Origin of the sequence: Candidatus Sulfidibacterium hydrothermale (assembly GCF_020149915.1) — a bacterium.
GTDB classification, from domain to species: domain Bacteria; phylum Bacteroidota; class Bacteroidia; order Bacteroidales; family F082; genus Sulfidibacterium; species Sulfidibacterium hydrothermale.
This window is the reverse complement of record NZ_CP083760.1, coordinates 1,441,001-1,455,827: the sequence shown is the minus strand read 5'-3', so window position 1 is coordinate 1,455,827 and position 14,827 is coordinate 1,441,001. Positions and strand designations below refer to the sequence as shown.

At 41.3% G+C, this 14,827-nt stretch carries 10 protein-coding genes; 6 read left to right on the top strand and 4 right to left on the bottom strand.

Annotation, left to right across the window (positions count from 1 at the left end; all coding sequences use genetic code 11):
* Window positions 1-8 precede the first annotated feature (8 nt).
* The gene (locus tag LA303_RS05670) at window positions 9-3,026 is read right to left on the bottom strand and encodes a SusC/RagA family TonB-linked outer membrane protein (RefSeq protein WP_240526954.1); all 3,018 of its coding nucleotides are present in this window, start codon (window positions 3,024-3,026) and stop codon (window positions 9-11) included.
* Window positions 3,027-3,414: 388 nt separating this feature from the next.
* Here LA303_RS05670 and LA303_RS05665 point away from each other — a divergent pair, with 388 nt between their 5' ends.
* Entirely contained in the window at window positions 3,415-4,227 is an 813-nt protein-coding gene (locus tag LA303_RS05665) for a phosphatidate cytidylyltransferase (RefSeq protein ID WP_240526953.1), read from the top strand.
* The gene (locus LA303_RS05660; protein ID WP_240526952.1) at window positions 4,224-4,877 is read left to right on the top strand and encodes a phosphatidylserine decarboxylase family protein; all 654 of its coding nucleotides are present in this window, start codon (window positions 4,224-4,226) and stop codon (window positions 4,875-4,877) included. The genes LA303_RS05665 and LA303_RS05660 overlap by 4 nt, the downstream gene beginning before the upstream one ends.
* Here LA303_RS05660 and LA303_RS05655 read toward each other — a convergent pair.
* Both LA303_RS05655 and guaA read right to left on the bottom strand, forming a co-directional pair.
* Window positions 4,865-7,645, bottom strand: a complete 2,781-nt coding sequence (locus tag LA303_RS05655) for a LysM peptidoglycan-binding domain-containing protein (RefSeq protein ID WP_240526951.1) — start codon at window positions 7,643-7,645, stop codon at window positions 4,865-4,867. The two genes, LA303_RS05660 and LA303_RS05655, sit on opposite strands and share 13 nt — an antisense overlap.
* A gap of 123 nt (window positions 7,646-7,768) precedes the next feature.
* Window positions 7,769-9,298 (bottom strand): glutamine-hydrolyzing GMP synthase, encoded by a 1,530-nt coding sequence (gene guaA, locus LA303_RS05650; protein WP_240526950.1) that lies wholly within the window; start codon window positions 9,296-9,298, stop codon window positions 7,769-7,771.
* A 566-nt stretch (window positions 9,299-9,864) separates the two neighbouring features.
* On the opposite strand from guaA, the gene LA303_RS05645 reads away from it, so the two are divergent.
* The gene (locus LA303_RS05645; RefSeq protein WP_240526949.1) at window positions 9,865-10,458 is read left to right on the top strand and encodes a DUF4251 domain-containing protein; all 594 of its coding nucleotides are present in this window, start codon (window positions 9,865-9,867) and stop codon (window positions 10,456-10,458) included.
* A 123-nt stretch (window positions 10,459-10,581) separates the two neighbouring features.
* Here LA303_RS05645 and LA303_RS05640 read toward each other — a convergent pair whose 3' ends face one another.
* Window positions 10,582-11,625, bottom strand: coding sequence for a 4Fe-4S binding protein (locus tag LA303_RS05640; RefSeq protein ID WP_240526948.1), 1,044 nt, complete (start codon window positions 11,623-11,625; stop codon window positions 10,582-10,584).
* A gap of 227 nt (window positions 11,626-11,852) precedes the next feature.
* Between LA303_RS05640 and LA303_RS05635 the strand changes: the two genes are divergently transcribed.
* The 3 genes from LA303_RS05635 to LA303_RS05625 are packed head-to-tail and all read left to right on the top strand — an operon-like array spanning window position 11,853 to window position 14,827.
* A complete protein-coding gene (locus LA303_RS05635; RefSeq protein ID WP_240526947.1) occupies window positions 11,853-12,845 on the top strand; it encodes an AAA family ATPase in 993 nt (330 codons plus the stop codon).
* A gap of 55 nt (window positions 12,846-12,900) precedes the next feature.
* Complete coding sequence (locus LA303_RS05630; protein ID WP_240526946.1) at window positions 12,901-13,776, top strand: DUF58 domain-containing protein; 876 nt, start codon at window positions 12,901-12,903, stop codon at window positions 13,774-13,776.
* A gap of 1 nt (window position 13,777) precedes the next feature.
* Entirely contained in the window at window positions 13,778-14,827 is a 1,050-nt protein-coding gene (locus LA303_RS05625) for a hypothetical protein (protein WP_240526945.1), read from the top strand.

Below are 14,827 nucleotides of genomic sequence, written 5' to 3'. Positions count from 1 at the left end.
TTTTTAGATTATTTAAAATTAACTACAACACCAAAACGGAACTCTCTAGGAATCGGAACAGTAGCCATATCCTGTCCACGTACACCGTTACTTTGGCCTTCGGTATTCACTTCAGGATCATATCCCCAGTAATTATCCCACGAGACAAGATTACTTCCGCTTAAAGTGAATTTTAAACTTCTCAACACATTGCTATTGTGAAGCTTCAAATCATAACTCAACACAACATCTCTCAGTTTTACAAAAGAGCCATCTTCCACAAACGATTGGTAAATAAAGAATTTGGGGAAAGAACTTCCTTTTGGAATTTCGCCAAGAAGTTCTTTTGCCGTAGCATCACCCCCCGGAAAGAGATCAAACATTCGTTTATTCCAATCCATCACATCAAATCCCTGTACCATATCTATTTTCACAAAAAGCGAAAGGTTTTTGTAGGTAAAAGTATTGGAAATGGAGCCGATCCATTTGGGATTCGGGTCACCAATAATTTTCTTCAGGCTAACGCCAGTGGGCTGGCCGGTAACCGGATCATAATCCTGAACAGCAACCGGAATCACTTCACCGTCAGGAAGCGTTTTGTTTTCATAGTGACCTTTTGCCCGTTGAACAAAACCCTGACTATCTAACAATAATGAGCCATCTGGGTTGGTCGCATAGAAATAACCATAAAATACGCCAAGCGGCTGTCCGGACTGGGCAATGGATGTTCCCCACATGCCCAGATCAATTTTTCCCCCTGCCACGTGGGTTACTTCATTTTTATTCTGGCTAAAAGTAGCGGTTATATTCCATGTAAAATTCTTTTTCCGGATTGCGGTTCCGCGCAAAGCCAGTTCCCAGCCTTTGTTCGTCATAGAACCCACATTCTCGTAGCGGCTTCCATAACCTGTTGACGGAGCCAGTGTTCTTAGCAGCAAAAGATCAGTAATATCCTGATTGTACCAGGTAAATTCAATTCCCAAACGATCTTGGAAAAGGCCCATATCAAAACCGGTTTCAAATTCGGTTTGCCGCTCCGGTTTTAAATCAGGATTTCCGGAACGAATAGGAGCAACGAGACCGGTCTGACCATTAATGGGAGCCAGGTCGTAACTGGTATAAATAGAATAAGGTGCCAAAGCCGAAAGGTTTCCTGCTTGTCCGTAAGAAACTCTGATTTTAAACAGATTCACCCATTTTCCTATACTATTTTTGAAAAAGTTCTCCTGAGAAATCAGATAAGAACCTGAAGCTTTAGGATAAAATTGGTTTCGCTGGTCTTTTCCAAAAGTAGAAGCACCATCCCACCGGCCAGCAAGAGTCAAAAAGATTTTTTCTTTATAGCCGAAAGTTTGTTGCAAATAACCGCCCCAAATAGAACGTTGTGTACGGTAATCCGATCTTCCGGTTAATGAACCGGCATCCGTAACTTTTGCTACCGGTGCCAGGTGATCTGTACGAATAGCAAAATACTGTGATTCGTCGTATTGATAAGTATATCCGGCCCCAGTTACCGAACTGATGTCGGGGGAAACATGAAATGAATAAGCTGCATGAATATCTGAATTCGTCATGGTAGTAGCCATTGTTGCTTTTTCAGAAACTCCATACGGTTTCGTATTAAATCCTACAGGAATATACAGCCGGGCATCATTAAAGGCATGGTCATAACCAAAAATATAATTAATGTTTAACCCTTTCAAAGGAGTAAATTTCATTTGAATGTCTCCCAAAGTACGGTTATTGGTTTGTGGTGCTTCAATACGATCAACTGCTTCGTACGGGTTTGCCATCCAGCCAATATTAGGATAAACACCATTAACCGGACGGGGATCAATTGAGTTGTCCGCAAACAACAAACTTACGATCGGACCATAATTTTTTCCATTGGGCATTTCATGGCTAGAGTTTCTTGAAATCAATGTTCCTACCGAAACCGACATCCAGCGGTTTATCACCTGATCAACACGAACTCTGAAATTATATCGTTCAAAATCGGTATTTCTTACAATACCCCCGTTGTATAACTGCGAAGCCGAAAAGATATATTTTGTATTGCCTTTACCTCCGGACACAGAAACATAATTTTCTGTTCCATAAGCCTTTGTAAAAATATAGTCCTGATAATTATACCTGGTAGCAGGAATCGTTTTGGTCGGATCATTTGGGTCCCATTTCAGCGGGGCATTGTTCCAGGGAAGAACTTTTCTGATCTCGTTCATATTAACACTGGTAGAAAACGTAATTTTCGGTTTTCCGTTTTGTCCTCTTTTGGTAAAAATCTGCACAACACCATTACTGGCTTGAGAACCATAAATAGCTGCGGCAGCAGCACCTTTTAAAACTTCGATATGATCAATTTCATTCGGATCAATGTCAACCAACCGGTTTTGTGTATATCCGCCCAGATTAATCAACTGATCGGAATTATTATTCACAATAACACCGTCAATAATGTACAAAGGATCAGAGCTCCCAACCACGGTACTGGCTCCCCGTAAACGGACGGTAATACCACCGGCAGGATTACCAGAGTTCCGCATTACCAATGCTCCGGCTACATTTCCCTGTAAAGCAGCACCAATACTTAATGGAGCGGTCTCCTGAATATCTTTACTACTCACCGTGGAAATAGAGTTTCCCAAATGACTTTTTTTGGTAAATCCGGATACTCCGGTAACCACAACTTCATTGAGCCGGGTAATATCCGGCGAAATGTTCACATCGATGTTAACATTCGTATTATTACCCAAGGTCAAATCTTTTACAATGGTCTTATACCCTACTGTACTAAAAGCAATTTGATACTTTCCGGGTTTTAATTTTGCAGTAAAGTCATAATGACCATTACGATCAGTAGCTGAACCAATGTTTTGATTAACGATGAGGATCGTTGCTCCCGGAATTGGTTCCTGGTTTTTGGCATCCGTAACCGTTCCTTTAAAATGGTAAGTAACGAAGCCACTTTGTGCCACAACATTTCCATTCCCCAGCAACAGCGCTGCAAAAAGGAGTCCTGGCAAAATTTGCGTAAAGAATTTTTTCATAAAACAAACTTTTAAATAAATAATTGATAATTAGGTTTATATATAGTAGTGAAAACACATTTTTCATTTACGCAAAACAGTATTTAATTAATATTTCATTGCAATTATAGATAGAAAAGATTCAAAAACCACATTTCTAAAAATTTTTCACAACATTATTCCAGAGTGTTATTTTTTTAACTTGTTAATAATTTTTCCAACCCAAAAGGATTTTATTACACACCATGATCCAATTTATAAAACCAACCCCTTTTACAGGAAAAATTTTAACAGCGCTTATCCTCTTATTTCTTATCCATTTTTAGCAAAAAACACACAACAAAATAAGTTTGGTTGGTTGCATTTGCATAAATGGCTATCTTTGCACGCTGAAAAAACAGACATTTCATTGAAAGAGTTTTTAACAAGAGTATTCACAGGAGTTGTCTTTGTGTTATTGGTGATGGGCTCCGTGGTGTGGTCGCCCTGGGCCTTTTTTATTCTAATGGGAATTTTTGCTTTTTTAGCACTCATGGAATTTATCCGGCTTTTTCCTGCGGAACCCCGTTTAAAAGGAACCCCCATTTATTATTTCCTGGGGGTCGCTTTATATGTTATCGTAGGCCTTATCGGGATGAATGTTCTTGATTTTTCCAGATTGTTTTTTGTGTTACTGGGCTTTTTCATCCTGATAGCCACAGAACTTTTCAGACAACCCAAGCCTTCGTGGATGCAGATTGCTGCCGGGTTTACCGCATTTATCTATATTGCTTTGCCATTTGGTATGATGAACAGCCTTTTCGGATTACAAAACGGAAACATCTCTTTTCCCTGGGTACTCATTGCTCTTTTTGTATTAGTGTGGGCCAATGATGTTTTTGCCTATCTCACCGGGATGACATTAGGAAAACACAAACTTTACCCCAAACTTTCTCCCAACAAAACCTGGGAAGGCAGTATAGGTGGTTTTATTTTTACACTGGTTTTTGCCTGGCTTTTCAGCCTTGTGGCAACCTGTTTAGATACAACGCACTGGCTTTGGCTGGGATTAATCATTTCCATTTCTGCCAACATTGGCGATTTGGCCGAATCAATGCTCAAACGAAATGCCGGAGTCAAAGATTCGGGAACTCTTTTTCCGGGACACGGCGGTGTTCTCGACCGTTTTGATGCGGTCATTTTTGCCACACCATTTGTATTTTTCTATCTTTACACTTTATGAAATTTCACAAGGAAGGATATAAAATCATTCGGAATGCTTTTTTCGTTGTGGGAGCCATCATTGCCGTGCTGGCCTATTTGCCGATTGCTCCTGTAGCAAAAAACATATTGATTGCCTTTTTTGCTCTTATATTTGCCTGGATTGTTTTCTTTTTCCGGGTTCCCCGGCGTAAAACAAATGCAGGAGAGCACATCTTGTCTTCGGCCGACGGAACCATTGTGGCCATTGAAGAAGTTTTCGAAGCTGAATATTTTAAAGAAAAACGGTTGCAGATCTCTGTTTTCATGTCGGGTTTTGACGTTCATGTAAACTGGTATCCGTTTGACGGCACCATTCGTTACACCAAATATCACGAGGGAAAATACCTGCTGGCCCGCCATCCAAAATCTTCTGAAGAAAACGAACGAAGCTCGATTGTTCTGGAAAAAGAAAAAGGAAAAGATGTTTTAATCCGGCAGGTTGCAGGCATTATGGCCCGAAGAATCGTTTATTATTCCAAAGTGGGACAAAAAGTGAAACAAGGAGAGGAAATCGGGATGATCCGTTTTGGTTCGCGTGTTGATTTCTTCCTTCCGGTTACAGCACGCCCTGTTGTAAAAATTGGCGACCGGGTTTGGGCCAAACGAACTATTGTAGCTTACTTTTCCTGAGCCGGAACCGTATCTTCTTCTTCCACAAAACCATCAGGTATTTTAATCAGTGTTTTGCGCTCAATCCGAAGCCAGTTCCAATAAGTATTTTCATAATTATTATTGTCATTGTTCACCGGAGCAAACCGGTAACGGGTACTGATTCGGTGACTTTGATTTTCGGGCAAGCACTTCAAAAAATGGTTACCGTAATGATAAAGAGCCTGGATAAAATAATAGGTAATATCGAAGCCCAGTACACCATATTTTCCCGGAGCCGTTGCAAAACGCCGGTAAAATTCTGTCTGATACTGTTTGTATTCCGGTCCGTTATAATCAACAAAATAACTCGATGGCCAGGTTGCCTCCATGTTGTCCATCTGATACAGATTTAATCCATGGATATTTTCCCATTCCGGCAATCCGATCATTTGAATATGGAAAGTATCTGACAATACATTCAAACGATTCATGGCATCCATGATAAATGACTTTTGGTTTCCATATAACACTACCAGATTATTTCGCAAAACAGAAGCATTGGCTTCAAACGGATGCAAGGTATCGCGACTGTAATCAATATAAACCAAGCCATTGGAAAAAGCCGTTGTGTCAAATTGGGATGTTTTTAATTCTTCGGGATCAACAGGGTGATTTTCCAGAAAATAACTATCCAGCGTATCCTGAAGAGTAACTTTCTTTAACGGCGGCAGGGTGGAAGCAACCGTGGGGTCTTCTTTAATTTCTTTCGCTCTTTCTTCTTTTTTATCCCGTTCCGTAACGGCAATTCCCGTTTGTACTAATGCATCATTCGAAAAATAAACCGAATCGGGCAATACCTGACGGATACTGTCACATAATGCGCCCACTTCCCGGGCATCTTTAAAGGCGGTCTGCGAAATCACAAAAACTTTATCATTTGCATACTGCCGGGCAATCAGCCGGGCCACCTGCGAAAGCTCCTGATGTTCGTCAGGGGTCACTTTCACCACCTGATGAAAACGCGATAAAATACCAGTGCCAAATGTCAGCGGATTCACGATCGGTATTTCAAAATGATTGGCAAACAGGGCTACCTGATGAAAACTCCGGCTATAAAAAGGACCGATGATCAGATTCATCTCTTTCAATTCCGGGCGGGTAAGCACCTTTGATGTTTTGGTCAGTTTTTGATCTACATCATATACATAAAGCTGCAAATTCATCCCCTGGCTTCGAAGCGAATCTGAAGCAATGAGTGCGCCTTCCAGAAACTCAACAAAATGAAAGGGCAGGAAATTTTTCTGATGCATCATCATAAACTCCGTCATGTTCAGGCTGTCCGTCTCTTCAAGATAAAGCGGGACCATCAACGCCACCTTAAACGTGCGATTATGCATACGAGGCTGGCATTTTCCCAGTAACGGAGTTACTGAAGCATTTCCCCTGCTCTCCGTTTTTTTCTCCGGCATTTTCTTTTCCTCAGCCTTTTTTTCTTCTTCGGCCAGCATCAGCGCCCGGGCACCTACCGGAATACGCAATGTTTGTCCTGGAAACAGCTTTCTTCCCGCAGACGGATTGTTACTATACAGCAAAGCAACGTCTACGTGATAAAGTTTTGCTACCTTTTTAAGTGAAATTTTCTGCCGGGCATGATAATAAACAAAGTCAGTGCTTATTTTTTTTTTTGGAATCCGTATCACCTGTCCGATTCGAATATTGGTGGTTAATCCCGGATTGGCCTGGTACAAATCTTCCAATTTTACCCCGTATTGTCGTGCAATACTATACAAGGTTTCTTTCTTTTTTACCACATGCCGGATATACGACAGGGATTGTTTGTTTTGCTTCTGCCCAAAAGATTTTTTTGCCGGTTTGGAGTGGGATGAAGCAGTTGCCGGATGTGTTGTCGGAGTAAGTCCTGAAGCAGCTTCATATTTTAAAGCCTTCTGCAACTCTTTTTCCGAAGGATGATATCCCGGCACTTTAGCGGTTACCGGCAAACGCAGTCTTTCTCCCTGAAAAGCACTGATCAGTCCCGGATTCACCGCTTTTAGTTCATTTTCGGTAATTCCGTATTTTTTAGCGATGCTTTTCAGTGTTTCTCCTGCCACCACCACATGCCGGTAATCTTTAATCACCGGAATATTCGGATTAAAAGCCCCCGGTGTCATTGATTTGTTTTTCCCCGAAGAAGGTACCGGAGTTGCAGCTGTTTTTTTCACCGGAGCCACAGTTGTTTTGGTTGATGTGGCTACGGTTACCGGTTCCTGAACTGGTTTTACCGGAGGAAGTCCGCCGGAGTAACTTTTAGAAGAGCCTTTTTCTTTGCCATCAAGGATTGGAAAAGCACTTTCCACCGGAATTTTCACATACTCACCTTCTTTCAACGGACTTTTTATTCCCGGATTAGCCAACAAAATATACCGCTTCGGGATCAAATAAATCGAAGCGATATGGTCGATGGTCTCTCCTTCGGCCGCCACGTGATAGAAAAAATCAAAATGTGTATTTTTCACCTGATGGGTAATCTCCGTTTCCTTATTGACCGTAGGAATCCATATCTTTTGGCCTATCCTGATGCCCTGGCGGGTTTCCGGATTGGCATAATAAATCTCATCAAGCCCTACATGGTAAGCTTTGGCTATGGAATACAGGGTTTGTCCTTTCCGTACGGTATGCACATAATACTGTTTTCCATTCCGTGTCTGAATATCGGTGCTAATGGGAATTTTCACGGTTTGGCCAAAAACTGCTACACCCATAAGCATCAAAAACCCCAGCAAAAGCCTATTTTTTATCCTCATCATTTTCTGCTTCTTCTGTTTCAAAATTAAAAAGTTTTTTCATTCAGACGACAAATCACTCCGATTTCAACCGGTGTTTGTTTTATTCACGTAATTTATCCGGTTTTATTATACAAAATCCGGAGTTTATTCCCATTCAATAGTAGCCGGTGGTTTTGAACTAATATCATACACCACCCGGTTTACTCCTTTCACCCGGTTGATAATTTCATTAGACACTTTGGCCAAAAAATCATACGGCAAATGCGACCAATCGGCCGTCATCCCGTCAGTAGAACTTACAGCCCGCAGAACAACCACATTTTCATAAGTACGCTCATCTCCCATCACGCCCACCGATTGCACCGGCAGCAGAACAGCCAATGCCTGCCATACTTTATCGTAAAGTCCGGCATCTTTTAAGTTCCGGATAAAAATATCATCCACATCCTGCAAAATCCTGACTTTTTCACGGGTTATCTCTCCCAGAATACGGATACCCAATCCGGGACCGGGAAACGGATGTCTTTTTAATAAGTGTTCCGGCATGCCCAATGCTTTTCCGATACGCCGGACTTCATCTTTAAAAAGCGTATTCAGCGGTTCTACGATTTTCAGTTTCATAAAATCGGGCAATCCGCCCACATTATGATGCGATTTAATGGTCGCTGACGGCCCTTTTACCGAAACCGACTCAATCACATCCGGATAAATGGTTCCCTGGGCCAGCCATTTCACATCCTGGATTTGGTGGGCTTCCCGGTCAAAAACTTCAATAAACATCTTGCCAATCGCTTTTCGTTTTTTTTCCGGGTCGGAGATTCCTTTCAAAGCCTGCATAAACGCTTCAGAAGCATCTACCCCTTTTACATTTAGCCCCATATTTTTATAGGAATCCAAAACGGTTGCAAATTCATTTTTTCGTAACAAGCCGTTATCCACAAAAATACAATACAGGTTTTTTCCAATCGCCCGGTGTAATAATACCGCCGCCACCGATGAATCTACCCCGCCGGAAAGTCCAAGTACCACTTTATCATTTCCCAGCTTTTGGCGCAAATCTTTTAACGTATTTTCAATGAACGAACCGGGTGTCCAGTTACGGCTGCAGCCACATATTTCCGTAACAAAGTTATTCAGCAACTGCATTCCTTCTTCCGAATGAAATACTTCGGGATGAAACTGAATACCATACGTAGGTTCTCCTTCTATTTTAAATCCGGCAACCCTGACCGACTGGGTACTGGCAATCACCCGATAATTTTCAGGAAGTTTTAAAATGGTATCGCCATGCGACATCCATACCTGGCTTTCCGGAGAAATATTTTTCATCAACAAGCAGGAAGTATCGCGAAAATGCAGCCGGGCACGCCCATACTCCCGGATTTTGGATGGCTCCACACTTCCGCCATCGTGTTTAGCAAGATACTGGGCCCCGTAACAAACGCCGAGCAAAGGATATTTTCCCCGGATAGAAGAAAGGTCAGGAACGGGAGCATCTTTGTCATGAACCGAAAAAGGACTTCCCGAAAGGATAACACCTTTGATAGAGGCATCCAGTTTTGGAATTTTATTAAAAGGGTGAATTTCACAATAAACATTTAACTCTCTCAGTCTTCGCGCAATAAGCTGCGTGTATTGAGAGCCGAAATCGAGAATCAGGATGGTTTCTTTCATGCCCCAAAGATAAGCAGTTTGAAAAGAATACCCACCATTCAGCCGACTAAATTATCGGGTTTTAACAGCCTGTTACAAAAATTATTGGGTATAATTTACCGGTACTGTTTTTGCGAGTTATTTTACATCTTTACATTAAAAATTTTATCCTGATAATTCCTTACCAAACACCCCACCGGAAAACAAAAAAATTACGGTAAACTTTTCATAAAGCCCCCTGTATTTTGCAATCCAGACAAGCAAACCGGCACCTTAATTTTTACCCAAATTAATTCAACAATAAAATTTCGCTTCAATACATTATTTAAAACACTTATCTTATGCTGAACCATAAATTCACACATTAAATATTTTTACAATTTAATTTTTAAATTAAAAAACTAAATATCAATATATTAACTAGACAACAAAACAAAAACTACCAACATATCGCCCTGATTAACAACCGATTGATAATCAAAACCAATAAATCACAATACATCAGTCAGATACTAAAATAAATTGATTAAAAAATCATTTTGGTATATTTCTTGCAGTATTTTTAATAATTAAAAAAACTAATCATTATGAAAAAGTCAAAAGAATTTATCGGGATTTTTCTACTGGCTGGTTTCTTACTAACAGTTCCTTCGTACGGTCAACAAACCAGCACTCCAACAAAAAAAGAGAAACATCATTCGGAACGGCTCACAAAAAAGAAAGAACATGCCGTGCAGAATAATGCTTCCCGGACGTATTATCTACAGCTTTTAAAACATAAACATTTTGTTTTTCAGGCTGATTATCTGACAGGGGCCGGTGGACAAACTGTTTATCTGACTCCTAACGTTAATTTTATGTCGGTAAATGGTAAACGTATTATTCTTCAGCTTGGTTTTAATCAAAAAGTTAGCTGGAACGGTGTAGGTGGAATGACCGTACACGGCACGGTGTACAATTACCGGATTGATCAGGGGAAAAAGAAAAACAACATTTTTTTGTACACCAACATTACCAGAAACGATGGTCAAAGTTTATCGCCAGCTATCTCGCTGAATGTTTCTGACAATGGAACAGCACAACTGATCGTTCAACCGCCTAAAGGTTTTCCGGTTGTCCTTTACGGAAAAATTGTTTCTCCGGATAAAACCAACATTTTTGTCGGGCATAGTCTGTTTTAAAAAAAACAGCCCTACTGATTTGCGGGATAAGGAGTTGTGTGCACCCCCAAAAAGAATGTTATGAAGAAACTAATTTTGACAGTGACATCTTTGTTTTTCTGAACAAGTATGTACGGGCAAAAGTTATTGGGTAAAATCTACCTGTTCCATCTGTCGCAAATCCGTTTTGTATTGTTGTACTGAGATTTTATTTTGCCAGTGTCCTGTCAGACGTGCCCATCCGGTGAACAAAAGAAAAATCAAAAGAATTAAAGCGGCTAAAAGTTTCGCTGAGATTCTCTTTTTTGACGAATAAAATTTCAGCGAAAGCGTATCGGGCTCCGGACAAACCGAAGTACAAGTCAAACAAGCGGTACACTCATCTGAACGAATACGTGTTTTTTTATGTACTATAATGCGGGCGGGACAAGCTTCGGTACAAGCCCGGCAATCGGTACACGTATCCACATTCCGGGTAATCTTTGCCGGACTAAACAAGCTTAAAAACCCCATCAGCGCACCGTATGGACACAGATACCGGCACCAAAAATTTTTTATAAAAACCGAAAGCAATAGTAAAACCAAAATCACCACCAGAGCAAAAAGCGAAATACGGGTAAAAAAATACAGCATCGAAATGTCCGCTATCCGGTTATAACTGCCGTAAACAAATGATTTTAGCGTTGCACTGTCCATCCCGAAAAAAATCCCCCAGGCAAAAAAGAGAAGGATCAGATACTTCAAGCTGCGCAAAGGATAATCCAGCCAGCGGGGCAGCTGAAAGTTTTTCCCCATCAACTTTTCCCCGCCTTTCCAAAGGTATTCAGACAAAAAGCCGATCGGACAAACCCACGAACAAAAACTTCTTTTTAGCAACAAACCCATCACCATAAAAGCCAACAGCAACACCAATCCCGCCGGATGTACCGTATTAAAGTCGCCCGACACAATCCAATATTTCAAACTCACCAGCGAACTGATCGGCAAAAAAGCTTCTACTCCGGGCGGGCGCGAAACAGCCGTTCCTCCCCGCTGTATATAATTTACAAACAACACAAAACGCCAACCGGTATAAAGCGTAACCATAAGAAAAAAAAGCTGTACACTCCGCCGGATTCGGGGACTTTTGTCGTAATCAGGAGCATTTAAATTCAACTTCCGAAAACGAAATTTTCTTTTTTCAGACATCCTTTACCTTTCTCCTTTTCTATAAACAAATTTAGAAAAAAACCGTTTCCTTTTTTCGCTATAATTCTTCACAGACGGGAAACAAAAACAAATCATCCGGCAGTTACCCGGCTTACCCTGATATTGCTTTTTTCGTTTCACATTTTACACCACCCTTTAACAAACATTAACAACTTAATTCATAGTGTGTTTATATATTTGCACGACCAATTGAAAATATCATACCCATGTTAGAAACAGATATTCGCGAACTGAACGAAAAAATTCAAAAAGAGAGCCAGTTTATCGACATGATAAAACTGGAAATGAACAAGGTTATTGTGGGACAGGCACACATGACCGAACGTCTGCTTATCGGACTGCTGGGCAACGGACATATTTTGTTAGAAGGGGTTCCCGGTTTGGCAAAAACATTAGCCATTAACTCTTTGGCTAATATCATCGATGCCAAATTCAGCCGGATTCAGTTTACTCCTGATTTGTTGCCGGCCGACTTGCTTGGTACACTCATCTACAGCATGAAAAAAGAAGAATTTGTGGTAAAAAAAGGCCCCATTTTCGCCAACTTTATTCTTGCTGACGAAATTAACCGTTCTCCGGCAAAAGTTCAGAGTGCGCTGCTCGAAGCCATGCAGGAACGCCAGGTTACCATTGGCGATAGTACTTATCCGCTGGAGGAGCCTTTTCTTGTAATGGCCACACAAAACCCTATCGAGCAAGAAGGAACCTATCCGCTTCCGGAAGCCCAGGTAGACCGTTTCATGCTGAAAGTGGTGATCAACTACCCGAAAAAAGAAGAGGAAAAACTCATCCTCCGCCAAAATATCACCAACACAATGGCAAAAACCAGTACGATCCTGAAACCGGAAGATATTATCAAAGCACGCGAACTGGTTCGGCAAATTTATTTGGATGAAAAAATTGAAACTTACATCACCGATATCGTTTTTGCTTCCCGTTATCCGGATGACTACGGGTTAAGTAAATTTTCGGGAATGATTTCATACGGCGCTTCTCCGCGTGCAAGTATCAATCTGGCACTGGCAGCAAAAGCACTGGCATTCATCAAAAAGCGTGGATACGTCATCCCTGAAGACATCCGTTCCATCGCTCATGATGTCATGCGCCACCGGATAGGATTAACCTACGAAGCTGAAGCTGAAAATATCACCAGCGAAGATATCATTAACGAAATCCTTAACTCGGTAGAAGTTCCGTAAAATAAAACGGTATTTTTTCGAACGATGATTGAACAAGCCGATAAATTCATACACAGTGGAAGCACAGGAATTATTTAAAAAGGTCAGAAAAATTGAAATAAAAACGCGGGGACTCTCCAAACAAATTTTTTCCGGAGAATACCACAGCGTTTTTAAAGGCCGTGGAATGGCTTTTAGTGAAGTACGAGAATATCAGTTTGGTGATGATATCCGGAACATCGACTGGAATGTCACTGCCCGGTTCAATCATCCGTTTGTCAAAATATTTGAAGAAGAACGCGAACTCACCGTGATGTTGCTCATTGATGTTTCCGGTTCTAATCTTTTCGGAACACAAGGACAGCTCAAAAAAGAAATCATTACCGAAATAGCCGCTACGCTCTCTTTTTCAGCTATCCAAAACAATGATAAAGTAGGCGTTATCTTTTTCTCGGATAAAATCGAAAAATTCATTCCGCCTAAAAAAGGCTCATCCCATATTTTGAGAATTATTCGTGAGCTAATCGATTTTAAAGCCGAAAATACAGGAACAAATATTGCTGAGGCTCTGCGTTATCTCACCAACGTAATCAAGAAAAGAGCAACGGCTTTTCTTATCTCAGATTTTATGGCGGATAATTTTGAAAAAGCCGTTCAAATTGCAAATCACAAACACGATCTGATTGCGATCAGGGTAACGGACAAAAGAGAAACCGAAATGCCCAACGTAGGACTTGTTCGCATGGTAGATGCCGAAACCGGAAAACTAATGTGGGTAGATACCGGCAGCAGTGCTGTCCGAAACCGGTTGCTACGCTATGCCCAACAAAAAAGCAAAGAACTGGATACGCTATTTTCAAAATTGGGAGTCGACATGGTAAAAGTTTACACCGGAGAAGATTATGTGAAACCACTCATGAACATGTTTCGCAAAAGAGAGGCCAGAAGTTGATATGAAAACAAAAAGACATAACCTATTTTTTGCAGGAATCATCGCGCTTTTCTTGTTGCTGGGCGGGGAATTTTCCCAGGCCCAAACGATGGTTCCGTTAAAAGCAAAAGCCAAACTTGACACCACGGCAATCATGATTGGCGATCAGATTGGGATGGACATTTCGCTGGAAGTACCCCGGGGAGCAAAAGTACTGTGGCCCCACTTGCCGGATACGTTGGTCCCCCATATCGAAATCATGAAACGGGGAAACATTGATACCGTTCAGAAAGAAAACGCATGGTTTCTCCATCGCCATCTTACCATTACTTCTTTCGATTCGGGATATTTCAACATCACACCGATAAAGTTTCCTGTAAAATTACCCGGAAATTCAAAGCCCGATACAATTGCTACTTCCGACTTGTTTTTACAGGTTTACACGCCAAAAGTAGATACGACCAAGCCTTTTAAACCCATTGTTGGCCCGGTAACCGAGCCATACACGCTGGGAGAAATTTTACCTTGGGTATTACTGGGATTGTTGATCATCGGCGGAATTATATTCCTGATTTGGTATTTGCAAAGACGGAAGAAAAACCAACCGCTGTTTGCCCGCAAAGCCAAACCGCAATTACCGCCTGCTGAAGAAGCGATTCAGCGCCTTGAAGAAATACGATTGGCCCGAATGTGGCAAGCCGGAAAACTCAAAGCCTACCACTCAGCCATTACGGATATCATGCGGAATTATTTCCAGCGCCGGTTTGGTATTGATGCCCGTGAAATGACAACCGGAGAGATTATTCAAAATCTGGAGAAAGAACCGATTGTGAATAAAGAAATCCTTGAAAAAGTCAAAAGTGCTTTTGAGCTGGCCGACCTGGTAAAATTTGCCAAGCTGAAACCCTCACCACTGGAAAACGATACCAGCCTGAACTATTGCATCGACTTTGTTAATGAAACAAAGGAAGTACCGCTTCCACCGGAAGACAAAGAAAATACGGCAACGGAAACGACTACGACTGAAGAAGTAAAAGAAGAGAAAAAACAGGAAAATAAGGAGGACGAATAA